Genomic DNA, 25,953 nt, shown 5'->3' with positions numbered 1-25,953 from the left:
CACCTTCATTCTTGCATTCTTCTTTTTTTATTTCATGAAATGAAAACGAATACTGCGTAACAATGTAGTAACAAAATGCGGTTTAAACATAATATTTATTAAATAAAACGACAAATAGTTAACAAAAATACAAAAAATATATTGAAATATTGATAATTCAGTGTATAATGAAAATAAATACTTTTTGGTGTGGGGGGCTATAAAATGAAGTTTCAAATGGGATTTCCTGAAGCGCAAGGGCTATATGATCCAGAACAGGAAAAAGATAGTTGTGGAGTTGGCTTTGTTGCAAATATAAAAGGTGAAAAAAGCCATAGTTTAGTAAAAAATGCTCTCAAGGTTCTTCAAAACCTTACACATAGAGGGGCTGTGGGCTCGGATCCAAATACCGGTGACGGAGCTGGAATCATGGTGCAAGTACCTGATGAGTTTTTTAGAATACAGTGTGAAAATCTAGGTATTCAGTTGCCAAGGCCATCGAAGTATGCAGTTGGTATGATCTTTCTTCCAAGAGAACCCGCTGTGAGATTGCAGTGCGAGGGAATTGTAGAAAGAATCGTTCAGACAGAAGGACAAAAGGTCCTTGGCTGGAGAGATGTTCCAGTGGATAATAGAGTAATTGGAGAAACTGCCAGAGGAACAGAACCAACTATAAGACAGGTATTTATCGAAAGTAACTGTGAGGACAGCAGGGCTTTTGAAAGAACTCTTTATATTATCAGAAAGAGCATAGAAAGTGAAGTAGACCTGCTAATAAAGAGAAGTTCTGAATATTTCTATATATGCTCACTATCAAGCAGAACCATTGTTTATAAGGGACTCTTTGTAGCTCAACAGATTAACAGCTATTATGTGGATTTAGATGACACTAATTTTAAAAGTGCCATTGCAGTGGTTCACCAAAGATACAGTACCAATACCTTCCCAACCTGGGGACTAGCTCAGCCTTTTAGATATTTGGCTCATAACGGAGAAATAAATACCATAAGGGGAAACAGGAACTGGATGCATGCCCGCGAAGGTGTCTTGAAATCCAAAACCATTGGTAAGGACATCGATAAGCTGTTTCCAATAATCAAAAAGAATGGTAGCGACTCTGAGTCACTGGATAATGCCTTTGAGCTCTTAGAATGTGATGGAAGAAGTATGGCCCATGCAATGATGATGTTAATACCGGAAGCATGGGAAGGCAACGATCATATGGATGAACAACTTAAGGCCTTTTACGAGTACCATGGGTCTCTTATAGAGCCCTGGGATGGACCTGCTGCTGTAGTTTTCAGTGATGGTATACAAGTAGGAGCTACTTTGGACAGAAACGGTCTGAGGCCGGCTAGATATGTTGTAACTAAGAGCGGAGTTGCAGTACTTGCTTCCGAAGCTGGAGTTTTAAATTTCAAGCCTGAGGAAATTGAAAGAAAAGGTAAATTAACTCCCGGTAAGATGTTTTTGATTGATATTAAAGAGGGCAGAATTATTGAAGATGATGAAATAAAGGAAACTGTATGTAAGTCCAAACCCTATTTAGACATAATTAGGAAAAACAGAAGGACTCTTGATAATTACAAAGAAAGTGTACCGGATGCCACTCTTCCGGGAGAGTTTTTAAAGGAGAAGCAATGCGCGTTCGGATACACTCTAGAGGATACCAATATAATAATAGCCACTATGGCGGAACAGGGTAAAGAACCTCTGGGATCCATGGGTAATGATACTCCATTAGCTGTTTTATCCAACAGACCACAAAATCTGTTTTCATACTTTAAGCAGCTGTTTGCACAGGTAACAAATCCGCCTATAGATCCTATAAGAGAGAAAATTGTTATGTCTCTTATGAACTATATGGGGTCTCAGGAGAATATACTAAAGGATGATATGGAGGATAATCCATATATAAAACTGGAGAGGCCGGTATTGACCAATGAAGAGATGGGCAAAATAAAGAATTTCAGAGACAAGGATTTTAAATCTACTGTAATACCCATGACCTTTAAGTATGATACAGGGGTGGAAGGCTTTAAGAAGGCTTTGGATATAATTTGCCAGAGGGCATCCAAGAGAATTCAGGAAGGCTATAATATACTTGTACTCAGTGATAAGAAGGTGGACGCCTATGATGCAGCCATACCAAGCTTACTGGCTGTTTCAGCAGTTCACCACCATCTCATAAGAGAAAAAACCAGAACTAAGGTATCCATAATTGTAGAGACCGGTGAAGTTAGGGAAACAATGCATCTTGCATTACTGGTAGGCTATGGGGCAACAGCAGTAAACCCATATTTGGCCTATGAGAGTATAGAGCAGCTCATTAAGGATGGGGATATAGAAAAAGTGGACACCAAAGTGGCCATAAATAACTATATCAAGGCCCTATGTGCAGGCTTATTAAAGATTTTATCCAAGATGGGCATATGTACACTGCAGAGCTATCATGGAGCCCAAATCTTTGAAGCAGTAGGACTTGCTAAAGACTTTGTTGACAAATACTTTGAAGGTACTCCTTCCAGAATTGAGGGTGTAGGACTGGATATCATAGCAGAGGAAGTTTTAATAAGACATAAAAAGGCTTTCAATAATATAAGAAGACCCTTGAAGGAATTAGAATCCGGAGGACAATACGCTTGGAGAAAAGATGGAGAATTCCACTTATTAAATCCAATGACCATATCCAGGCTGCAGATGGCAGTAAGACGTGGTGATTACAGCATTTTCAAGCAGTATACTGCTATGGTTAATGACCAAAGTAAAAATTTATGTACCCTAAGAGCACTTTTGAAATTCAAGGATAATATAAAGCCTATACCTATAGATGAGGTTGAACCGGTAAGTGAAATTGTCAAGAGATTTTGTACAGGTGCAATGTCCTTTGGTTCTATCAGCAAGGAAGCACATGAAACCATAGCTATAGCCATGAATCGACTGGGGGCTAAGAGTAACTCCGGAGAAGGCGGAGAAGATGCAGAGAGATATGTGAGAGATGCCAACGGAGATATACGAAGAAGTGCAATCAAGCAGATAGCTTCTGCACGTTTTGGTGTAACTACTGAGTACCTTGTAAATGCTATAGAATTACAGATAAAAATGGCCCAGGGAGCAAAACCGGGAGAAGGTGGACAGTTAGCAGGAACCAAGGTGGATAAAGAAATTGCCAGGGTTAGACATTCTACACCCGGTATAGATTTAATATCGCCACCACCGCATCATGATATCTATTCTATTGAGGATCTATCACAGTTAATCTTTGACCTTAAGAATGTAAATCCAGCAGCCAGAATCAGTGTAAAGCTGGTTTCAGAAGTTGGAGTTGGAACAGTAGCTGCCGGTGTTGCAAAGGCTCATGCTGACATGATCTTGATAAGCGGCCACGATGGAGGTACAGGAGCATCACCGCTTTCATCCATCAAGCATGCAGGCTTGCCATGGGAGTTGGGTCTGGCTGAGAGTCATCAGGTACTGCGGATGAACAATCTTAGAAGCAGGGTGAGAATTCAGACTGATGGCCAACTTAGAACCGGACGAGATATAGTAATAGCGACCCTGTTGGGAGCTGAAGAGTTTGGCTTTGCAACTTCTGCCCTTGTGGTTTTGGGGTGTACAATGCTTAGAAATTGCCATTTGAACACTTGCGACATGGGTATAGCCACCCAGGATCCTGAGCTAAGAAAGAACTTTAGAGGAAAGCCGGAGCACATTATCAACTACTTTACTTTCCTTGCTCAGGAAGTTAGAGAGTATATGGCACAGCTTGGCTTTAGAACTATAAATGAAATGGTTGGACATTCAGAAATACTTGAGGTCAATGATGCCATTGAGCACTGGAAGGCATCAAAACTTGACTTATCTCCTATTTTATATAAACCGGATATGCCGAGCAGAATAAAACCTTACTGTGTAATTCCACAGGACCATGGTCTAGGCAATTCCTTAGACTTCAGATTGATTGAATGTGCTAAAAAGGCCTTGGATGAAGGAAAAAAGGTTAAAGGAAGTTTTGAAGTAAAGAATACCAACAGAACCATTGGTGCTATGCTCAGCGGAGAAATTGCAAGGCGTTATGGCAGTGAAGGCCTGCCAGAGGATACTATTGTATATAACCTTGTGGGTTCTGCAGGACAGAGCTTCGGGGCCTTTGGTGCTAAAGGCTTAACCTTAATATTGGAAGGTGAAGCTAACGATTATGTGGCAAAGGGACTTTCCGGCGCAAAAATCGTTCTTAAGACACCTGAAGGCTCAACCTTCAGACAGGACGAGAATTTTATTGCGGGAAACACCATTTTATACGGGGCCACTGACGGTAAATTATTTGTAAATGGCTGTGTAGGCGAAAGATTTGCTGTAAGAAATAGCGGAGCTACTGCAGTAGTTGAAGGAGTTGGGGACCACTGCTGTGAATATATGACAGGAGGACTGGTTGTGGTACTGGGCCATTATGGAAGAAATCTCGCAGCAGGTATGAGCGGTGGTATTGCATATATATGATGAAAAGGACAGCATTCATCAATACTGCAATAGGGAAATGGTTGAAATTGACGAACTGGATGCAGAGGATTTAGAACAGGTTAAGGCCTTGATTCAAGAGCATTATCACTTAACGGACAGCAAGAAGGCAAGGACAATATTAGAGCAGTGGGAAGAGCATTGCAGCAAGTTTAAAAAGGTCATTCCTACAGTCTACAAGCAGATTTTAAAGAGCAGAAAAGTAGAAGAGGAAAGAGTACAAGCGGAGAGGGGGGCATAATATGGGAAAAGTAACAGGTTTCAAAGAGTATAGCAGAAAAATATCTGATAAGAGATCCGTAGAAGAAAGAATAAAGGACTATAAAGAAATAAATTTGACATTGCCTGGGGATGAAGTTAGAATTCAAGGGGCCAGATGTATGGACTGCGGAACTCCCTTTTGTAATTGGGGATGTCCTTTAGGAAATCTTATACCGGAATTTAATCACATGGTTTATAAGGGCCTATGGGAAAAGGCTTACAAGAGATTATCTTTGACCAATCCTTTCCCTGAGTTCACCGGTAGAATATGCCCGGCCCCATGTGAAGGTTCTTGTACTTTAGGAGTCAACAGAGATCCGGTTACCATAGAGCAAATAGAGTATACAATCATTGAAAAGGCTTTTGAGGAAGGCTGGGTAAAACCGGAACCACCAAAGGTTAGAACCGGCAAAAAGGTAGCTGTAATAGGTTCAGGCCCCTCCGGTCTTGCCACAGCAGTGAGACTAAATTCCTTTGGCCACACAGTGACAGTATATGAGAAGGATGATGAAGTGGGAGGACTCTTAAGATACGGCATTCCGGACTTTAAGCTTGAAAAGAGGTTTGTGGAAAGAAGAGTTACCATACTAAAAGAAGAAGGAATCAAATTTGTCACAAACTGTGAAATAGGTAAAGATATCAATGCTAAAGAACTTTTAAAAGATTATGATGCTGTTGTATTGGCCGGCGGCTGTGCAATTCCCAGAGATCTAAAGGTTGAGGGAAGAGAGCTTAAGGGTGTTCATTTTGCAATGGAGTTTCTAAAACAGCAAAATAAGAAAAATGCAGGTAAGACTTTTGAGGAAGAGGAAATCAGTGCAAAGGATAAGGTTGTTATAGTTATAGGTGGTGGAGATACCGGATCAGACTGTATAGGTACAGCCAGACGCCAGGGGGCTAAAGAAGTATACCAGTACGAAATAATGCCTAAGCCACCTCTGGAGAGGGACGAAACCATGCCTTGGCCGGAATATCCAAGAACACTAAAGACTTCTACCTCTCATGAAGAAGGCTGCATAAGAGAATGGTTAGTGAATACTAAAAAAATCGTTGGGCATAAAGGTACTGTGAGAGCCCTGCATGGAGTAAGAGTGCTTTGGGATAAGGATTCCAGCGGAAGAATGGTTATGAAGGAAGTTGAAGGCAGCGAATTTGTGCAGCAGGCAGACTTAATACTCATTGCCATGGGCTTTACAAATCCTAAAAAAGAAGGCATGCTGGAGCAGCTAGGAGTTAAGCTGGATGAAAGAGGTAATGTAGAAACAGACGAAAACTACATGACCAGCATAAAAGGTGTCTTTGCCGCCGGAGATATGAGAACAGGCCAATCCTTGGTGGTAAGGGCACTTAACGAAGGTTTGAGAACAGCAGGAGCTGTGGATAAATATCTTATGAAATAATAATTAAAATTAAGATTTAAGAATTAAATTGAAAAAATCCAGCCATTGGCTGGATTTTTTTATTCATTCTTAATTTTTTATTCTTCATTTTCAATTGCTTCTTCAGAAGCTTCCTCTTCTTTTTTTGCGGCCAGGTATTCCGGTAACTGTAAGCCAGCCATGTTAAAAACATCCTGGAAGGGTGGTATGGATTTTAGCATTCCTGAAAGGAAGTTGGCAGTGGTTGGGATACCATTGGTTCCTCCGCCGTTCATAGAATCCCATACTGTTATCTTATCTATCTTAATATTTTTAATCGCTTCAACCTGAAGTTTTACTATATCTTCTAATTTATCAGCAATCATCAAGGATACAGCATCCTTAGGATTGTTTCCTGCAGCGGCAACCAACTTAGCAAAACCTTCTGCCTGTTTACCCAGGATTTCCATCATACCAGCAGCTTCTGCTTGCATTTTAAACAATATAGCATCAGCTTCACCCTTAGCTCTTCTTCTTATAGTTTCAGCCTCAGCTTCAGCACTTATCTGAGCCTTTTCTTTTTCGATTTCAGCATGTACTATTACGTCAGCAGTCTTAGTTGCTCTTTCTTTTTCTGCACGGGCTCTTTCTGCTGCTTCTTCTGCGGAGTAGGCTTCTTCTAAGGCCTTAGCAGCCTGTACCTTTTCTGCAGCTACGGCTCTTCTGTTAGCTTCAGCTTCTTTTTCTCTCTTATCTGCTTCAGAATTAGCAATGGTGATTTTTGCCAGGTTTTCTCCTTCTACTGCCTTAGAATTTGCTTCGGATACACGTATTCTCTGCTCCATCTGAGCATTTGCCTGTCCGATAGCACCGTCTCTATCTTTTTCAGCAACACTTTTCTTTGCATCGTTGATAGCTTTTGCAGCAGCTTCTTTACCTAGAGCCTCGATATATCCGGATTCGTCTTTGATGTCTGTGATGTTAACATTGATAAGCTTTAAACCTATCTTTTTTAATTCTGCCTCTACGCACTTGGACACATTTGCAAGGAACTTGTCTCTGTCAGTATTGATTTCTTCTATGTCCATTGTGGCAATTACCAATCTCAGCTGACCGAAGATGATATCTTTTGCAAGCTCCTGTATGGATTGAAGGTCAAGACCAAGCAATCTTTCGGCAGCATTGGGCATAATATCAGGTTCAGTAGAAATACCAACGGTAAATCTTGAAGGAACATCTACTCTTATATTTTGGCGGCTCAGTGCTTTGGTCAAATTAACTTCAATTGATAGTGGTGTAAGGTCAAGAAATTCAAAGCTCTGAATGATTGGCCAGATGAAGGCTGCTCCACCATGTATACACTTGGCTGAAGGATGGTCACCTTTACTGCCAACACTGGTCTTACCGTAAATTACGAGAATTTTATCTGACGGACATTTCTTATACCTTGATAATATGGCAGCAATAGTAGTAAAAAGTGCTACTGCTATAATGGTAATGATTATAACTGGGTTCATGTTTTATACCTCCTGTAATGATGTTATTTTTTCAACCAGTAAATACTGGTTATCAACAATACCTGTGACTACAACTTTTTCACCGGTAGGGATGGCATCACCATCAGTTAATGCCTCTAACTCCCGGAGAACACCTTGTACTGGAACCATAACTTTACCGGTATCAGACCTTCTTTCTGGAATGGTGAGGTAAACCTGGCCCTGAGCATTTATGGCCTTATTTATATCCATGTTTCCTTCCTGTGTCATACGGCTAAAAAAGTAGTACAAGCTGCTTATTAATAATACCAGAGCAATACTGATAAGCAATGACAAGGAAAGCGTAATAGAAAACTCAAAACCATTAGTAGTAAATACAATTCCGATCCAAGAGAATGTAGTGAAAAAAGTAATTATATTTCTCAGTGTAAAGATTTTAAAGGATGCAGCACCGGCAAAAATGGAATGGTCATGATCAGTGCAATCCAGATCTAGATTACTGTCTGTATCTACATCTACATCATTAATTTCGCCTATACCAATTATAGTGAGTATGGTCTGCAGAATAAAAAGTACTGATGAAGGTATTGCTAAGAACCAAAGAAATTTAAGTAAAGAAGATAAGCTGTTCCACCATTCGTTCATATTAAAACCCCCTAAATGCCTATAGTATATACTATTAAACAAAAGTCAAAAAAATCCTTCTGAAAACTGTAAAATTATAAAGTTAATGTAAAAAATAAGAGACAGTAGTTGATAATTTTACTACTGCCTCTTATTTTTATTTTAATCAATGGAGGGGATAAATAATTCTTGCCCAGCAAAGATCATGTTTTTCTTTAGGTTGTTATCCTCTGATAAGATGGCTACGGCTTCATACCAGGCCATATCGCTGAAGTTATCTTCTACAATACTTGTGAGAGTGTCACCAACCTGTACTTTATATATGGTACCTTGTGACAAGTATTCTTCAGGAATTTTGATAGTCATGCCTTCCTCTATTTCGTCACTTTTGCTTAAACCGTTAACCTTTAAAATAATATTAGCTGCAGTTTGAGGAGGACAGCTTTCGCTAAATCTTTTGCTTATTGTGGCAAGAGTTTCGTTTTCCTTCACTGTATAGGTTGTAAGATTTCCAATCCTACTTCTCAATGTACTGCTTGTTGAAATGCTATCTCCATCGTCAATAGATGTACCCTCAGAGTCATATTCCGTTTCACTGTTGACATTGATATCAGAACCTCTGTCATAGTCGTTAACTAAGCTAAGATCTGAAACTGCAACAAAGAGTTCATCTCCGATCTTAATAGTATCCGAGGTCAAATAATTGTCTGCTTTCAGCTTTTCTACAGCTTCCATATAGTCTAGGTCACTCATGAACCTTGAAACGATGGAAGAAATTGAATCTCCGATCTTTACAGTGTAGATAAAGCCATCGCCGGTGTATTTTTCAGGAATTTTAAGAGTCATTCCTTCTTTTATATCCTTTGAGTTTTTTAGATTATTCGATAACAATATAGCTTTTGACAGCAGTGAGACAGGAACTTTATCAGAGTATTGTTCACAGATATCTTTGAGAGTTTCATCTTCTCCCACTGTATATGTTATATACTTTTCATTAGCATTGCTGCTTGTTTCTGTGGCTTCATAATCATCGGTACTGCTATTGCTTTCATCTCTATCGCTATCATCTCTATCGCTATCATCTCTGTCATCGTCTTTATCATCGTCATCATCAGCATCATCTATTACAACAGGCTTACTATTACTGTCCTTGTTCTGTGAAGTTTTGTCTGAGTCAGATATATCTGATGATGCGCTATTATTGTTTTGTGACATGGTTAGTATTGAATTATATATGCTCCATGAACACAATAGAATACCAACAACTAATAAAACCACTAAGAATATTCTCCTGTTTTTATCCATAACATCACTTCCCTTACTTTTATCTCTTTTTAATTATTGACAAAGTTAGGAAGTTTATTCAGTTTTATAATAATAATTGTAATTTATAATAGATTTTCTATATCTTCCAGTGTAAACAAGAACACATTGTTGTTTTCTTTTGCATAGGCTTTAGATCCTTCGTCATATCCGCACTTGCTAAAGAAACAGTAGTACTTGTTGTCATACTTTAAAGTTTCAGTTTTCTTAATAAGATGCTGAATAGTAGATAATTCAAGAAGTGAATTATTCCATTTACATTCCCCTATAAGTGCATTTTCGCTGTTTACAGCAACTATGTCCAGCTGAGAAGGCCTTCTCAAGGTTGGATTGTAGCCAACCCAACTGCCAATAGACTCAAAGACAAAGGGGAGCTTATATGCTGCATTATACTTTATTAAAAAGTCTCTGCAGATTTCTTCAAAGACATAGCCTATATGGCTGTTTAGGTCTCTTTTTATCTTGTTTTGATATAAATATTCTTTCATATTCATTTCAATGAGGCTGCGGTTTTTATATATAAATCTATACCAAAATCTAAAAAAGTTATCTTCCAAGTGATAGTAGCTCCAAGGTCTTACTGTACTTCTGCCCACAGAGCGGTTTCTGCTTATTATATTTAGGTCTCTCAGCTTTTTTAACATGGTAATTAAGTCTTCTACCATTAGAGGCTCATTATAATTAAATCTCTCTAAATTGAAGTCGCCCTTTGATAGCAGGGATAATAAACTATGGGCAAAATTTATGTCTTCAATGTGACTCTTAAGGTAGACTTCCGGTTCATCATATAAATAGGTAGTTTTATTTAACATATACTCCATGAGGTTTTGCTCATAGTCTTTGCTGTAATCAAATTGAAGCAGGTATTGGGGTATTCCCCCTAAGGTTGAATAGTAAACAATCTTTTCCGTGATGGAAACCTTTGGGAAAAACCGTGAACTTTCAAAAAAGTTAAAAGGCTCTATTTTAAGCTGTGCATTTCTCAGGGTATATAAGGCGCTTTTGGAGTTCAGGAGATCCTTTTCCACGTAACCATTTGAAGAACTTACTATAATCAAGAATATTTTGCTTTGTTTATAGCATTGCTCAATAACCTTCTGAATTATAGATGGGAGAGAAGGGTTTTCTTTAACAAGATAAGGGAACTCATCCAGGACCAATACAAGTTCTGAGCCTTCGGAGCTTACGCAAATAGCTTTTAGTGCTTCTTCCCAATTAGATAGGGGAAGCTCCTTATCTCTTATATCAAAATGATTGATTATCTGGTTTCTAAAGCTATTAAAAGCAAGAACTTCATTGTGCTCTTCAGGAACATAATATAATGTAGGTTTATCCTTGCAAAATTCTTTAACCAGAGCAGTCTTACCTACTTTTTGTCGGCCATAAACTATAATCAACTGAAAATTTCCTCGGTCATACAATTTATTCAACTGCTCTAATTCAAATTCTCTTCCTACGAACAAAAGTAATCACCTCATTGAAATATATATAACTATATAATATGTAAATTTCTATGAAATATCAAAAAAACCGGGACAGAGGCCCCGATTTTTTAGTGTATGAACAGCTTAAACAGATTAATTATGTACGGTGCAAAAATTGGTAGAAAAATTGCAGGAAGCAGGTTTGCTACCTTAATCTTCGTTACTCCCAACATATTTAGTCCTAAGCCGATAATTATCAGGCTTCCCACAGCCTCCACATTCATTTTAATAGCATCGGTCAGGATTGGATCCAAAAAGCCGGCGCATAAGGTGATTGCTCCTTGGTAAAATAGTACAGATACCGAAGATAGGGCTACCCCTATTCCTAAAGTGGATGAAAAGAAAATAGACGATATACCATCGAGAATGGATTTTGAAAAAAGAGTCTCATGATTGCCTTGTAGTCCGCTTTGTATGGCACCGACGATGGCCATGGCACCAACACAGTACAACAAGCTGGCGGTTACAAAACCCTCAGAAATTTTACTTTTCCTATTTTTAAACCGTCTTTCAAGTCTGTCTCCAAAATTTACAAGCCGCTTATCCATATCTATTGCTTCACCTATAAGGGCCCCGATACAGATGCATATTATAACAACTAACATATTATCAAAATTTAATGCGCCGGATATGCCGATTAATAAAACACATAAAGATATACCCTGCATAATTGTGTGATTAAACCTTTCAGAAATGCCCCCCTTCAACAATAATCCAATGCAAGATCCGGCTATTACTGCAAAAAAGTTTACTATGGTTCCAAGCATTGATGTCGCCCCCCAATTAATAATTTTATAAATATTCTACAGCAATAAAAATATAAGTCAATAAAGGGAGGATATTTATTCAGAGAACTTTTTTGATTTCATCAAAGATTTTTTCTTTTTTCTGAGTTGATGTGATGATTTTTTTAATCTTTTCATTATGGAGTATGACTATGGTGGGCAGTTCCTTAATATCATATTTTCTGGCTAAAAGGGGACAGTTATCTACATCAACATTCAAAAACTTTACCGGAGTTCTGAGTTCTCTTTCAATGGCTTGTAGAACCTCTATCTGTAAATACCAATCATTACACCATGCAGCACCAAAGTTAAGGACTGTGGCCTTGTATTCTTTCAAGCTTGTTACCTCCATATATATTACTTATACAGTATTAACATATGAGTATAGTGGACTTAAGTTACAAAAAAATAAAACAAGCATTCTTTTGAAATGCTTGTTTTATGGTTTATAGAATATTAAGCTTTTTTGGTTATTCTCCTAATCAGTTTTATGATCTCGTTTATAACCAGAGGCATAATTGATAAGGCGCCTACCAGTAACCAATCCTTAGGCAGCAGGTTAAATACATCGAATACTTCTCTCAATATAGGCACAGTGATAACTACGTCCTGTAGGAATATACCCAAAAGCACAGAGGCAATCAGATATTTGTTGGTGAAAATGCCTACCTGGAATATGGACTTTTCAGGATGTCTCATATTTAAGGAATGGAACAGCTGAGATACACTTAGTACAACAAAGGCCATAGTTCTAGCGTGTCTTAATGCATCTTCAGTCATTACATCCTCTGGTGGGAACAATGGGAATAAGGATGCATGGCCCGTGTATACCTTTGCTCCGATGATAAAGGCAGCAAGTGTCAGTATGCCTATTAAGAGACCATTAAGTATAACAGATAGTCCTTGGCCATTAGCAAAGAGACTCTGCTTTGGATCTCTTGGTTTTTCCTTCATTACATCTTTATCGCCGGGATCTACACCTAGTGATAGGGCAGGCAGTGTATCCGTAATAAGGTTAACCCATAATATATGGATTGATTTTAATGGAGCTGCCCAGCCAAGCAATATAGCAAAGAACAAGGCGAAAATCTCGCCGGCATTACAGGATAAAAGAAATAGGATAGACTTCTTTATATTATTGAAGATATTTCTTCCTTCTTTGATAGCGGATACTATAGTAGAAAAATTATCGTCAGTAAGTACCATATCGGAAGCACCCTTAGCTACGTCAGTACCGGTTATACCCATGGCAACACCGATATCTGCCATCTTTAAGGAAGGTGCATCATTAACACCGTCACCGGTCATGGATACAATATTACCCTTGGCTTTAAAGGCTTTTACTATTTTAACCTTGTGCTCAGGAGATACTCTTGCGAATACTCTTAGATTATCTATCTTTGCACTTAGCTCTTTATCAGTCATTTTATCGAGTTCAGAACCAAAGATAGCCTGTGATTCATCTTCTGCAATACCTAACTCCTTAGCAATTGCTAAGGCAGTATTTTTGTGGTCACCGGTAATCATTATGGTCTTTATTCCGGAGGACTTACAAAGAGCTATAGAATCCTTAACTTCTTCTCTTGGAGGGTCAATCATACCTACAAGTCCGATAAAGATAAGGTCCTTTTCAAGAGTATCAATTTCTACATGAGTATTTGGAAGTATTTTATAAGCACCCCCAAGTACTCTCAGTGCATCATCAGACATAGAATTGGAGCTGCTCATTATATTGGCAATGATATCATCTGTTAATGGTACAACCTTACCATTTATAAAGGCTCCAGTACAAATTTTTAATAGATTATCTATAGCACCCTTTGTCATTACATAGTACTCTTCACCATACTTATTTACGGTGGTCATAAGCTTTCTGTCTGATTCAAAAGGAATTTCATCAACTCTTGAATGCTGCTTCTGCATTTCATCTTGGAATACATTGAATTTTGCACCCATTTCCAGCAGGGCGATTTCTGTAGGATCACCGGTTTTTGAACTTTCTGTATAGGTTGCGTCATTACAAAGCATCATATTTTCTAAAAGCAGTTTATGGGAGGCATTATTTAAATCAAGTGCAGTTACAGGACTTAAAACCCCATCCACATAAAACTTGGTAACTGTCATCTTATTTTGAGTCAAGGTACCGGTTTTATCTGAACATACTATATTGACAGATCCCAATGTTTCAACGGCAGGAAGCTTTCTAACTATGGCATTTTCTTTGATCATTCTTTGGACGCCTATGGCCAAAACTATTGTTACTATAGCCGGCATACCTTCCGGAATAGCTGCTACAGCAAGGCTTATAGAGATTAACAGCATCTCCATAGGTTCTTTTCCTTGCAACAGACCAACTACAAACATGATAATACATATTATAATTGCGCCAAATCCAAGGATTTTACCAAGCTCCGCTAATTTTTTTTGTAGAGGAGTTAATTCGGATTCCTGCTGGTCCAACATTTTTGCAATTTTTCCGATTTCTGTACTCATACCTGTGTCTACAGCAATTCCAATTCCACGGCCGTAGGTAGCCAAAGTTGACATGAAGGCCATGTTCTTTTGATCGCCAAGGGGAGTATCTGCAGCATTTAAAGTAACATTAGCATCTTTATCTACCGGTACAGATTCTCCCGTAAGGGCAGACTCTTCAATCTTTAAGTTAGCAGTTTCTATCAACCTTATATCACAGGGAATGAATCTTCCGGCATCAATAATGATTATATCGCCGGGGACAATTTCCTCTGACGGAATTTCTACCATCTCTCCGTTTCTTTTAACAATGGCTTTTGGGGTAGACAGCTTTTTTAGAGCTTCAAGAGATTTTTCCGCCTTGGATTCTTGGATTACTCCCACAACGGAATTAATGATTACAACAATGCCTATTACTATTGCATCACTTGGCTCATCTAAGATTACTGAGATTACAGCAGCAGCCAAGAGTATGTAGATCAAGACATCGTTGATTTGAGCAAAAAGCAATTGAAGTAATGTCTTTCTCTTTTTACCCTGAAGCTGATTCAGGCCATACTGTACTTTTCGTTTTTCCACTTCTTCCGTGGATAAACCGTTGACGATGTCGGTTTTAGTTTCTTTTATAACGTCATCGACAGATTTTTCAAACCACATTAATAAACACCTCTTTCTTATAAGTATAATTAAAATTGGATAATGGTAACTTTTGCATAAAAATAAGGGCATAGAAAAAAGTGCCAAAAAAGACCCTTGTTCCACAATTATGCTGTATGTGAAACAAAGGTCTTGCTATCTCTACGGGAACATAATTATATCCCATAATAAAGAGTGAACTATCCGGGCTTGCGCCGTATTGACGAATAGTTCTAGACTGGTGCCTTTAGCTACTCCCCTTCGTGAAAAATTATAGCATAAAATGGAAGGACAATCAATTATTTATATATAAAAATTTGTACAACATATATTTTTTAGCATAATGCTATGATATAGTATTCCAAATAAGCGGCTGCTTTATCCTATTCAACTATGGTATAATGATTAGAGGTGATGAGGCCTTAGGTACCTTATTAATGAAAAGCTGCCTCTATGCTCTTTCCGAAAGTGATCCTCCTCGGGAAGATAAAGTTACAGATTATAATTATTATTTAAATAATATAAGAAAAATAAATAATTGACAATTTAAAAATGCCTGTGCACTAAGCTACAGGCATTTTTTTCAGTTCCTCCTCCAGTAATTCCTTAGCAAGCTTTGGATTTGCCTTTCCTTTAGAAGCCTTCATAACCTGGCCCATAAGGAAGCCGGCTGCTTGAGGTTTACCGTTGTGGTAATCTTCAATGGACTGAGGATGTTCAGCTAAAATCTTCTGTATAAGTTCTAATAACTCTTCATTGGAGCTTATTTGGGACAGTCCCTTGTATTGAACGATCTCCTCCGGTGTCTTGTCTGAGCCAAACATTTCTTCTAATACTTCCTTGGCGGCGGTATTGCTTATTTTTCCGGCGTCAATTAAGGCTATAAGCTGGGATAGGTAGTCAGGTTTTACTGGTATGGAGATACTCTCCATAGATCTTTCCTTTAGGAGCTTCAGCATATCTGTAAGAATCCAGTTAGCCGCAGTCTTGGCATTAGTGCCCAGTGCCACTACCTTTTCATAGTAATCCCCAAGGGCCTTATCTTCTATTAATATATCAATTTCTTTTTTGGTTAAGCCGTAGCTTTCTTGGAAACGGATTTTCTTTTCGGCCGGAAGTTCTGTCATGGTGCTCTTAAGCTCTGCAACGGCAGCTTCTGTCAAAATAACAGGGGTCAGATCCGGTTCCGGGAAGTATCTATAGTCATGAGCTTCTTCCTTGGAACGCATAGGCACTGTTCGGCCTTTACCACTGTCCCATCTTCTGGTTTCCTGTTTAATTTTAAAACCTTCACCAAACATATAAAGTTCTCTCTGTCTCTTTTCTTCTTTTTCTATGGCCTTTTGAAGTTCCTTAAAGGAGTTTATATTTTTAAGCTCAACCTTTGTATTTAATTTGTTAGAGCCAACAGGGCGTAAGGAGATATTTGCATCACATCTTAAAGAACCCTGCTCCATTTTACAATCGGAAATTTCACCATATTCCAAGATGGCCTTCAGATTTTTCAGGAAGGCTACCGCTTCAGCTGCAGACCTAAGGTCCGGCTCTGTTACAATTTCAATCAGTGGTACTCCCACACGGTTATAGTCTATGAGAGACACAGGCTCCTGCTCTAAATGAATAAGTTTTCCAGCATCCTCCTCTAAATGTATCCTGTTTATTCTTACCTTTACCGGTTTTCCCTCACATTCGAACTCAATAAAGCCTTCAGTACAGATGGGGAGATCAAACTGTGATATCTGGTAAGCCTTTGGCAGATCAGGATAAAAGTAATTTTTTCTGTCAAATTTGTTTACTAAGTTTATTTTGCAGTTCAAAGCTATACCTGCTTTTACCGCTAAATTAACAACCTCTTCGTTCAATACCGGCAGGGTTCCGGGAAGTCCCAAACATACCGGACAGGTATTTGCGTTAGGCTTTGCACCAAACTTTGTGGAGCAACTACAGAAAATTTTTGATTTTGTATTTAATTCAGCATGGATTTCCAGGCCAATTATAGTTTCAAAACTCATATACTTTGGTTTGCTTTGAGATAGGAGCAAACCTCCCTCCTTTCGTATAAATTATGCTAGTTTTTCTTCCAGGGCAGCAGCAGCTCTAAACAACTTGCCTTCTTCAAAAGACGGACCTATAAGCTGCAGGCCTATAGGAAGACCTTCGCTGCTTAAACCGCAGGGCATGGATATTGCCGGCAGTCCTGTGAGATTGACGTTAACGGTATAAATATCTGTAAGATACATAGACATAGGATCGCTTACTTTCTCACCTAATTTAAAGGGGAGAGCAGGTGATACAGGTCCCAGTATCAAGTCATATTTTTCAAGCACTGAGTTAAATTCTTCTTTAAGCTTTCTTCTAAGCTTTTGAGCCTTGTTATAGTAGGCATCATAATAGCCGGAGGATAGGGTGAAAGTACCAAGCATTATCCTTCTCTTTACTTCTTCACCAAAGCCCTCGCTGCGGCTTTTTTCTATCAATTCATCAATATCATGGAATTCAGTAGTCCTGTAACCATATCTTATTCCATCATATCTGGATAAATTGGAGCTGGCCTCAGCTGAGGATATGATGTAATAGGAAGATAGGCCTTCTGATGATATAGGCATATCAACTTCATTCACCACAGCACCGGAGTCTTCCAGTATTTTTTTACAAGCCCTAATTGAGGCTGCTATTTCACAATCTAAACCCTCTGCAAAGAATTGCTTTGGCAGGGCAACCTTCAGTCCGCTTAGGCCTTTTTTCATATCTTCCTCATAACTGCTAGTTCTTGATAAGTCAACGGAGGTACCGTCCATTTTATCTTTTCCTTCTATAACTTCCAATAGGAGAGCACTGTCCTCTACAGTTCTAGAAAAGGATCCAATCTGATCTAAAGAGGAACCAAAGGCTATTAGGCCATATCTTGACACTGAGCCATAGGTGGGTTTAAAGCCCACTACACCACAAAAGGCTGCTGGTTGTCTTATGGAACCTCCTGTATCGGAACCTAGGGCTATTGGCACCATCTTTGCTGCCACTGCAGCAGCAGAACCGCCGGAGGAACCACCGGGAACTCTGTCCAAGGCTGCTGGGTTCTTTGTGATCTTAAAGGCAGAGTTTTCTGTTGAGGACCCCATAGCGAATTCATCCATATTGGTTTTTCCAACTATTATGGCGTCCTCCTGTAACAGCTTTTCTATGACTGTGGCATGGTAGGGCGGAACAAAATCTTCTAGCATTTTAGAAGCACAGGTGGTTTTTATCCCTTTTGTACATATATTATCTTTAATAGCGATTGGTACTCCGGCAAGCCTTCCCAGCTTTTCACCGCGGCGGATTTTTTCTTCCAGGTATTTCGCTCTTTCCAAGGCTTCTTCTTCACAAAGAGTGATAAAGGCATTTACAGTGCCCTCAGTCTCGTTTATTCTTTTGAAACATTCTTTTATAATCTCCTTTGGGGTAAATTTTCCACTTTTTATTCCTTCAACTATATCTAATGCACTTAAGCTTTCATAGTCCATAAATGACATCTCCTTTACTCAATAATCTTTGGAACTTCAATATACCGGTCTCTGACAGTCTTTGCATTAACAAAAAGACTTTCCTTATCCTCAAAAACTTCAACTTCATCCTTTCGCAGGGAAGTTTGGGCTCCCTTTTCTAAAGCATGTAAATCTATATCATCTAGAGCTAATTTATCCATGGAATGAAAATGCTCTAAGATCTTTTCAAACTCTGATGTAAGCTTTATAGTCTCAGCCTCGCTGAATTTTAGCTTTGCCAATTTTGCTATACGATTAACTTCTTCTGTAGATATATTCATATTTTCTCCTCCTCTATCTAATGAGATTTTTATATTAAAACCGCATCCCCTCATAGTATATCACCAGACCTAAGGTTCAAGCCTTTTCATGTCTCTAGGCAGCAGGGTGGCCTCACGGATATTCTGTAGCCCTAAAAGCTTCATGGTTATTCTCTCCAGACCTATGGCAAAACCACCATGAGGGGGCATACCATATTTAAAGCTGTCAAGATAAAAGCTGAAGTCTTCAGGCTTAAGTCCAAACTTTATTATATTTGCTTTAAGCTCTTCATAATCGTGAATTCTTTGCCCACCTGTAGTGATTTCAAGGCCTTTATAAATTAAATCAAAGCTCTTGGTCATGCCAGGATAATCAGGGTCAGGCATTGTGTACATCGGCCTCTTTGAAATAGGGTATTTAGTAAGAAAAACAAAGTCACTGTCATATTTTTCTTTTACATACTTTGAAAGTAATATCTCACCTTCTGCATCGATATTTCCAACAGGAGAGGATTTATCGTACACTTCTAGGAGAATTTCTTGTGCTTCCTTTAGTGGGATTCTGGGTATAGATACCTTAGAAGGCAAGGTAACCTGAAATAATTCCAACTCTTTTGAGCATTTTTCATTTAAAGCAGCAAACAGATAGTTTATAAAATCTTCTTCCAGTTGTATGAGCTCAAACTCATCATCTATGAAACCCATCTCCACATCCAGGCTCACGTATTCATTCAGGTGTCTCCACGTGTTGTGAAGTTCAGCCCTGTAAGCATGACCGATTTCGAACACCCTCTCAAAGCCCGCACCTACCATCATTTGCTTGTAGAACTGAGGACTTTGAGCCAGGAAGGCCCTTTTATCAAAGTAATGAACAGTAAACATTTCAGAGCCACCTTCGGTACTGGAGGAGATTATCTTTGGGGTATGGATTTCACTGAACATTCTGGATTTTAGGAATGTTCTGAAACATGAAGCTATCTCTTCTTGTACTTTAAATACCGCACGGGTCTTTGGCGACCTTAAACTAAGGCTTCTGTTGTCCAGTTGTACTTCCAGAGAAGATTTATTCTTATAGCCATTGACTTCGATAGGCAACATCTCATAATAGGTTTTTCCTAATAGGGTAAAGTGTGGCTCGTGCAGCTCAAGGCCTGTTGGGGCTTTTGGGTTTTCAAAAACTATACCCTCAACTATTGTACTTATTTCAAGTTTAAGGTCATCAATAGCATCACCTTCTATTACTAATTGAACTAAGCCACTGCTGTCTCTGAGAGTTACAAAGGTAACCTTTCCTAACCTGTTTATTTTGTGAACCCATCCGCAGAGCTTAACCTGCTGACCGACAAATTTTTTTAATTCAGATATAAATATTTTTTCCATAGTGAACCTCCTTAAGTGATGAAGAATTTGAAAAATATATATTTAAACACGCGCATGTTTTCTTAATAAAATCAAAAATCCCGTCCCTATACTTAAACGTATAGGGACGGGATATAATTATCTCGCGGTACCACCCTAGTTAGCTTATAAAAAGCTCACTCAATTTCAGTACGGACAAATCCTTTAAATAAAAAAGCTTAAAGCATTCATCGATACCTATTCCTTTTAACGGCAGACTACCGGCCAGGCCTACTTTCATAAGATTTCGGGTGGCTGCTCGAAAGTGTTCTTCCATACCAGCTTCATACAGAGCTCCCACTGTCCTCTGCTCGCTTTGAATCTACTTAGCATGTACTCTCTTTGTCAACGCAAGTTTCATTTTTGAATTGTTTTTATTATAATATGCATTTTTATACTTTGCAATACATTTTTAAAAAGGATTTTTAATTTTTTTCTGTGATGATGTGAATCTTTAGTATTTGTCCTAAGAAAAAACTTTTAAATCATAGCTAAATATAATAGAATAGGATATAGAAAAAACTTATTTTTTTACTTTTGATGAAAGAGGTAGAACTTATGAAGCACCTGTTTATAGTAAACCCTCATGCTGGTAAAGGAAGAGCAAGTTCTTTGATACCGGTAATAGACAATCTTTGTAAAGAAAGAGCTTTAGATTATATTATAAAATCCACCAGTGGTCCCGGAGATGCCACAAAAATAGTCAGAGAATATACTAGTCAAGAAGACATGCGTGTTTACTCAGTTGGAGGGGATGGGACCGTAAACGAAGTTGTTAATGGTATAGTTAATACCAACAGTTCCTTAGCCATAATCCCCAGTGGCAGCGGCAATGATTTCGTAAGGAACATAACCAATATAGAGAACTTGGAAGAAATTATTAAGGCCAGTATTGATGGGGAAACCCAGTCCGTAGACCTTGGAAGGTTAAATGATAAATACTTTATAAACATATCATCTGTAGGTCTGGATGCAGAGATTGTATATACAGCTATAAAATTTAAGAAACTGCCCTTCATACCTCCTAAATTTGCATATTTATTAAGCATATTTATTACTGTCTTTGGATATAAGAGTAAAAGACTGAAGGTCATAATGGATGATGTTGAAGTTGACACAGAAACCCTACTTGTAGCCATTGCCAATGGAAAATATTATGGAGGTGGCATGAAGGTATCACCTATGTCAGATATTTCAGATGGATACTTTGATATTTGTCATGCCAGGAAGGTGGGAACCTTTAAGATTTTAAGACTTTTCCCAAGATTGATTAAAGGGGTACATGACAGTATAAAAGAGGTAACATTCTATAAATCCAGGAAAGTGAGAATAATATCTGAAGTAGAACTCTCTGTAAACATAGATGGGGAGCTTCTTAGAATGAAGAATATCGATTTTGAGATTATTCCCAAGGCAATCAACGTTGTGGTGACTAAATAAGCACAGGAGAGATGTATATGAAATTATTATGGTACAGTTATTTTGGTGTATATCTGGCAGGCAAGAGTTTGAGCCTTATAAAAATAAAACGGATTATGAAGAGGGATCCTGAAGAGGGAAGAAAATATGCCTTTAAAAAAGTGCAAGAGATAACCAACTATGTAATGAAACTGTCAAGGACAAAACTAGAGGTTTACGGGGTAGAAAATATACCTGAGGAAGCCTGTGTATTCGTATCAAACCATCAGGCTATCTTTGATGCCTTTGCCATTTTATGTCCTTTGAAAAACGTAACTGCTTTTATAGCAAAGAAAGAAATTAAGAAGATACCTCTAGTCCATGCCTGGTTAGATGCCATAGGTACAGTTTTTATAGATAGGTCAAATATAAGAGAGGGAATGAAGGCTTTGACGGAAGGGGCTCAAAATATCAAAGAGGGCATTTCTATGGTTATTTTCCCGGAGGGCACCAGAAGTCTAAGCTCTGAAATGGGCACCATGAAGAAAGGCAGCTTGAAAATGGCTTTCATTGCCAAGGCTCCCATAGTTCCGGTTACAGTGGATGGTACTTACAGGGTCTTAGAAGTAGGCAACAAGGTCACCGGACACACAATAAAAATAATGTTCCACAAGCCTATCTATACTACAGACCTGTCAAAGGAAGAACAAAAGGATTTGACTGACGTGATACAGGACACTATAGCTTCCGGTTTAAAGCAGATGTCTGAGTCCTAAGTAAAAATCGCTGCACAATAAATTTAAACACGGAATCCACGGAGCACACGTAATTATAAGGACACACCGGAAAGTGTGTCCTTGTTACTATACTTATTTAACTTACTAGTCCATTGGCGTAATCCTCCGTGAACTGCGGTATTTTAGGATCTGGCCATCACTCCCATCGTATAATAATAATTCTTTAGACCTTAGTATCAGGGTACAAACTTAATATTTTGGTGGAATCATCTCCTATCATATGAATTAGATAATGTTTGATCACCCCTTACCTTTGGATAATAGATGGTTTATACCTAAGGTTTATAAAACGGGCATCACCCCTTAAAGAGTTAATCATTTTTAATGATGGAAGCTTCTTAGTAATATTATATGCATAACTACTGGTAAATGTTAACTGTTGAATCTAAAAAAACTTAAACCGAAGTAGGCATATAATATTCAAAAATAAATCAAAATATAATATTGATTCTAATGCATCAATAAAATAAAATGAAATAGGCGGTAAGAATATCCATTGATATATGTGGAATGGGCATTATGAAATATTCTACCGGTAGTATCATAAAAATGAGGAGGTTGACAAAGAATGAGTAACAGTGTTATTGATAATCTCTCAATAATCACCATAAGGATGCTTAGCATCGAAGGAGTACAGAAAGCAAAATCAGGCCACCCAGGCTTGCCGCTAGGTGCTGCACCAATGGCATATACACTGTGGTCAAAGATTATGAAGCATAATCCTGAAAATCCAAATTGGGCAAATAGAGATAGATTTATTCTATCAGCAGGTCATGGTTCCATGCTGATATATTCTCTGTTGCATCTATTCGGATATGGCTTGACAATAGAGGATTTACAAAACTTCAGACAATGGGGCAGCAAAACACCTGGACACCCAGAATATGGTCATACTGTTGGTGTGGAAATAACCACTGGACCACTTGGACAGGGAATTGCCAATGCAGTAGGTATGGCTATAGCAGAAGCACATCTTGCCAGCGTGTTCAACAAACCTGGCTTTGAAATAGTGGATCACTATACATATGCACTGGCCGGTGATGGCTGCATGATGGAAGGCATAGCTTCCGAAGCTGCGTCCTTGGCAGGTACTTTAGGACTTGGTAAACTTATTGTACTATATGATTCAAATAACATATCTATAGAAGGACATACAGATATAGCCTTCAGAGAGAAGGTTGGAGATAGATTTAAGGCTTACGGATGGCAAGTATTATTTGTAGAAGACGGAAATGACGTTGAAGCAATTAATAAGGCCCTGGAAGAAGCAAAAGCAGATAAGAACCATCCTACATTGATTGAAATAAAGACTAAGATAGGTGCCGGATCACCGAAGGAAGGAAGTGCTTCTTCCCATGGAGAACCATTAGGTGCTGAAAATATTCTAAAAACAAAAGAATTCTACAAGTGGAGTTATGATAAGGACTTCCATGTTCCTGAGGAAGTAAGAGATTTCATGAAGACCCTTCAGGAAAGGGGCAGAAATAGCGAAGAAGCTTGGAATAAGCTATTTGTTGAGTATGCTAAGCAGTATCCTGAACTAGCTAAGCTCTGGGAAACCTACCACAGCTGTGAACTGCCTGTAGATTTGTTAAAAGAAGAAAAGTTCTGGCAGTTTGAAGGTAAAACAGCTACCAGAAGCTCTTCCTATGAAGTGTTAAACAGACTTACTGCATATATACCAAACCTTATTGGAGGTTCTGCTGACCTAGCACCTTCTACTAAGACTTATATGAAGGATCAGGGAGATTTTAGCGCAGAAGATAGGAGCGGCAAAAATCTGCATTTCGGTGTTAGAGAACATGCTATGGCAGCTATAGCTAACGGTATAGCAGTACACGGCGGCCTTAGACCTTATGTATCTACCTTCTTTGTGTTCAGTGACTACATGAAGCATTCTATGAGACTTTCAGCCTTGATGAAGCTTCCTGTAATTTATGTTCTAACTCATGACAGTATCGGTGTAGGAGAAGACGGACCAACTCATGAGCCAATTGAACATTTAGCTGCATTAAGAAGTATTCCAAACTTTATCGTTTATAGACCTGCTGATTCAAGAGAAGTTGCTGCTGCCTGGTATTCAGCACTGACTCAAAAGGATGGGCCAACGGCTCTTGTATTAAGCCGTCAAGACCTGCCTCTATTAGAGGGAAGTTCAAACGAGGCGTTAAAGGGTGCATATATACTTAAGGACTACAGCAACGGTACTCCAGATGTTCTGTTAATGGCTACCGGATCTGAAGTACAATTAATCGTAGAAGCTGCTGCCAGATTAGATGAAAAGGGAATAAAAGCAAGAGTTATCAGTATGCCATCTCTAGAAGTTTTTGAAAGACAAAGCGCTGAGTACAAGGAATCAATACTGCCGAAGGCTGTTAGAAAGAGAGTGGCAGTGGAAGCCCTAAGCTCCTTTGGCTGGCATAAGTATGTTGGCTTAGATGGAGCTGTAGTTTCTATAGACACCTTTGGTGCATCTGCTCCAGGAAATATTTTGTTTGAAAAGTTTGGCATAACCGTAGAAAAAGTAGTTGAAGCTGCAGAAAATTTAAAATAGTTTGTTATGATGGGCTGTCGCACTAAAAAGAGCGGCAGCTCTTTTTAATAAATATAAGTGATGTTGCACTTGTTTTAATTTGCCTCAAATAAAAACATCACCATTGAGAAAAAATAAAAATAGATTTGTACAAAGATTTAAAGGTAAAGAGGTGATTAGGTGAAGCACTTATATGTTAAGGATATAAAAGATGGGACTAAGGTCAATGACAGCTTTATGGTTATGAAAAAGCTTGACTTTGATGGCGAAAACGTCACTGTGTTTTTGGGGGACAGAACCGGAGAAATTAAGGCCTTGGTGTGCAATAAAAGCAATAGCATCAAGGTTGGGGATGTAATAACCATTAAAGGAGTCAAGGGAGGAATATTAAAGGCTTCAGAGTTTAAATTTGAGCAGAATTTTAAGTGTGATGAATTCCTTCCTACAATTAGCAGGCCCATAGATGAAATAATCAGTGAATTAGAGCAAATCAGTGAGGAAGAGTTTAAAACTTTAGAGACTAAGAGCTTAAATGACTATTTCTTTAAAAATCCTGAGTTCGTGGAGAAGTTTAAAAAAGGAATAGGGGGATTAAGCCAGCACCATAATTACCGGGGAGGATTGGCGGAACACACCCTTAATGTAACCTATTTAACTAAGATCTTAGCTTATAGATACGATTGCCGTTTCAAGGAAATAGCTATTTTAGCAGCCAAGCTTCATGATATAGGGAAAATAGAAGAGTATGAGATTGAAGGCCCCTTCAAGGTATCCATGCGAGGAGAAATGGAAGGTCATATTGTCATAGGCATGAATATGATACAGGAAGCCTTTAAGGCCGGCAAAGATATCTACAGTGAGGACTTTAAAAATCGTTTAAGGGGTTGTATTGTTCAGCATCACGGTAAGGTGGAATATGGGTCGCCTAAGGCTCCCAATACGGAAGAAGCCTATATGGTCCATTATGCTGATTACGTGGATGCCACTATGAATAAGATAGGTCAAATAAAAGATTTAACGGAACCGGATAATTGGTCTGATTATGATAGGAGAATTGGAACTAAATTATACGTGTAGTATATAAAATAAGGACATTTACTACTGAGC

General features: G+C 38.6%; 16 protein-coding genes, 1 pseudogene and 1 other annotated feature. Of the genes and pseudogenes, 6 read left to right on the top strand and 11 right to left on the bottom strand.

Annotated features, from left to right (window positions below; genetic code table 11):
- Positions 1-204: 204 nt before the first annotated feature.
- A pseudogene (gene gltB / locus FHY60_RS10310) lies at positions 205-4,738 on the top strand (glutamate synthase large subunit).
- A gap of 1 nt (position 4,739) precedes the next feature.
- Entirely contained in the window at positions 4,740-6,158 is a 1,419-nt protein-coding gene (locus tag FHY60_RS10305; protein WP_139904883.1) for a glutamate synthase subunit beta, read from the top strand.
- Between the two features lie 77 nt (positions 6,159-6,235).
- Here FHY60_RS10305 and FHY60_RS10300 read toward each other — a convergent pair whose 3' ends face one another.
- From FHY60_RS10300 to aspS, 11 genes are all read right to left on the bottom strand, one after another.
- The gene (locus FHY60_RS10300) at positions 6,236-7,633 is read right to left on the bottom strand and encodes a flotillin family protein (protein ID WP_139904882.1); all 1,398 of its coding nucleotides are present in this window, start codon (positions 7,631-7,633) and stop codon (positions 6,236-6,238) included.
- A gap of 3 nt (positions 7,634-7,636) precedes the next feature.
- On the bottom strand, positions 7,637-8,257 hold the full coding sequence (locus FHY60_RS10295) for an NfeD family protein (protein WP_139904881.1): 621 nt from the start codon (positions 8,255-8,257) through the stop codon (positions 7,637-7,639).
- A gap of 141 nt (positions 8,258-8,398) precedes the next feature.
- Positions 8,399-9,541: a muramidase family protein gene (locus tag FHY60_RS10290; RefSeq protein ID WP_139904880.1), complete on the bottom strand. Its 1,143-nt coding sequence runs from the start codon at positions 9,539-9,541 to the stop codon at positions 8,399-8,401.
- 83 nt (positions 9,542-9,624) lie between these two features.
- Positions 9,625-11,022, bottom strand: coding sequence for an ATP-binding protein (locus FHY60_RS10285; RefSeq protein ID WP_139904879.1), 1,398 nt, complete (start codon positions 11,020-11,022; stop codon positions 9,625-9,627).
- An 89-nt stretch (positions 11,023-11,111) separates the two neighbouring features.
- Positions 11,112-11,810, bottom strand: coding sequence for a DUF554 domain-containing protein (locus FHY60_RS10280; protein WP_139904878.1), 699 nt, complete (start codon positions 11,808-11,810; stop codon positions 11,112-11,114).
- 79 nt (positions 11,811-11,889) lie between these two features.
- The gene (locus tag FHY60_RS10275) at positions 11,890-12,165 is read right to left on the bottom strand and encodes a thioredoxin family protein (protein WP_163215846.1); all 276 of its coding nucleotides are present in this window, start codon (positions 12,163-12,165) and stop codon (positions 11,890-11,892) included.
- A gap of 119 nt (positions 12,166-12,284) precedes the next feature.
- Positions 12,285-14,957 (bottom strand): cation-translocating P-type ATPase, encoded by a 2,673-nt coding sequence (locus FHY60_RS10270; protein WP_139904876.1) that lies wholly within the window; start codon positions 14,955-14,957, stop codon positions 12,285-12,287.
- 542 nt (positions 14,958-15,499) lie between these two features.
- Positions 15,500-16,948 carry an Asp-tRNA(Asn)/Glu-tRNA(Gln) amidotransferase subunit GatB gene (gatB, locus tag FHY60_RS10265; RefSeq protein WP_139906440.1) on the bottom strand — a complete coding sequence of 483 codons (1,449 nt, stop codon included), beginning with the start codon at positions 16,946-16,948 and terminating at the stop codon, positions 15,500-15,502.
- A 51-nt stretch (positions 16,949-16,999) separates the two neighbouring features.
- A complete protein-coding gene (gene gatA, locus FHY60_RS10260) occupies positions 17,000-18,439 on the bottom strand; it encodes an Asp-tRNA(Asn)/Glu-tRNA(Gln) amidotransferase subunit GatA (RefSeq protein WP_139904875.1) in 1,440 nt (479 codons plus the stop codon).
- 14 nt (positions 18,440-18,453) lie between these two features.
- Positions 18,454-18,741, bottom strand: coding sequence for an Asp-tRNA(Asn)/Glu-tRNA(Gln) amidotransferase subunit GatC (gene gatC, locus FHY60_RS10255; RefSeq protein WP_139904874.1), 288 nt, complete (start codon positions 18,739-18,741; stop codon positions 18,454-18,456).
- 69 nt (positions 18,742-18,810) lie between these two features.
- Positions 18,811-20,100, bottom strand: coding sequence for an aspartate--tRNA(Asn) ligase (gene aspS / locus FHY60_RS10250; protein WP_139904873.1), 1,290 nt, complete (start codon positions 20,098-20,100; stop codon positions 18,811-18,813).
- Positions 20,101-20,199: 99 nt separating this feature from the next.
- Positions 20,200-20,476: a binding site (T-box leader), on the bottom strand.
- Between the two features lie 200 nt (positions 20,477-20,676).
- On the opposite strand from aspS, the gene FHY60_RS10245 reads away from it, so the two are divergent.
- The 4 genes from FHY60_RS10245 (at position 20,677) to FHY60_RS10230 (ending at position 25,923) form a co-directional block, all read left to right on the top strand.
- A complete protein-coding gene (locus FHY60_RS10245) occupies positions 20,677-21,558 on the top strand; it encodes a diacylglycerol/lipid kinase family protein (protein ID WP_139904872.1) in 882 nt (293 codons plus the stop codon).
- 17 nt (positions 21,559-21,575) lie between these two features.
- A complete protein-coding gene (locus tag FHY60_RS10240; RefSeq protein WP_243122131.1) occupies positions 21,576-22,292 on the top strand; it encodes a lysophospholipid acyltransferase family protein in 717 nt (238 codons plus the stop codon).
- Positions 22,293-22,881: 589 nt separating this feature from the next.
- On the top strand, positions 22,882-24,867 hold the full coding sequence (gene tkt, locus FHY60_RS10235) for a transketolase (protein WP_139904871.1): 1,986 nt from the start codon (positions 22,882-22,884) through the stop codon (positions 24,865-24,867).
- A 159-nt stretch (positions 24,868-25,026) separates the two neighbouring features.
- Positions 25,027-25,923 (top strand): HD domain-containing protein, encoded by an 897-nt coding sequence (locus FHY60_RS10230; RefSeq protein WP_139904870.1) that lies wholly within the window; start codon positions 25,027-25,029, stop codon positions 25,921-25,923.
- Positions 25,924-25,953: the final 30 nt, after the last annotated feature.

Origin of the sequence: Clostridium thermarum (assembly GCF_006351925.1) — a bacterium.
Taxonomy (GTDB): Bacteria; Bacillota; Clostridia; order Clostridiales; family Clostridiaceae; genus Clostridium_AU; species Clostridium_AU thermarum.
The sequence above is the reverse complement of the archived record's forward strand: the minus strand, read 5'-3'. Positions and strand labels throughout refer to the sequence as shown.

Coding starts and splice junctions, on each gene's coding strand:
- FHY60_RS10305 (WP_139904883.1), top strand. CDS start 4,740: ATGGGAAAAGTAACAGGTTTCAAAGAGTATAGCAGAAAAATATCTGAT.
- FHY60_RS10300 (WP_139904882.1), bottom strand. CDS start 7,633: ATGAACCCAGTTATAATCATTACCATTATAGCAGTAGCACTTTTTACT.
- FHY60_RS10295 (WP_139904881.1), bottom strand. CDS start 8,257: ATGAACGAATGGTGGAACAGCTTATCTTCTTTACTTAAATTTCTTTGG.
- FHY60_RS10290 (WP_139904880.1), bottom strand. CDS start 9,541: ATGGATAAAAACAGGAGAATATTCTTAGTGGTTTTATTAGTTGTTGGT.
- FHY60_RS10280 (WP_139904878.1), bottom strand. CDS start 11,810: ATGCTTGGAACCATAGTAAACTTTTTTGCAGTAATAGCCGGATCTTGC.
- FHY60_RS10270 (WP_139904876.1), bottom strand. CDS start 14,957: ATGTGGTTTGAAAAATCTGTCGATGACGTTATAAAAGAAACTAAAACC.
- gatB (WP_139906440.1), bottom strand. CDS start 16,948: ATGAGTTTTGAAACTATAATTGGCCTGGAAATCCATGCTGAATTAAAT.
- gatA (WP_139904875.1), bottom strand. CDS start 18,439: ATGGACTATGAAAGCTTAAGTGCATTAGATATAGTTGAAGGAATAAAA.
- gatC (WP_139904874.1), bottom strand. CDS start 18,741: ATGAATATATCTACAGAAGAAGTTAATCGTATAGCAAAATTGGCAAAG.
- aspS (WP_139904873.1), bottom strand. CDS start 20,100: ATGGAAAAAATATTTATATCTGAATTAAAAAAATTTGTCGGTCAGCAG.
- FHY60_RS10245 (WP_139904872.1), top strand. CDS start 20,677: ATGAAGCACCTGTTTATAGTAAACCCTCATGCTGGTAAAGGAAGAGCA.
- FHY60_RS10240 (WP_243122131.1), top strand. CDS start 21,576: ATGAAATTATTATGGTACAGTTATTTTGGTGTATATCTGGCAGGCAAG.
- tkt (WP_139904871.1), top strand. CDS start 22,882: ATGAGTAACAGTGTTATTGATAATCTCTCAATAATCACCATAAGGATG.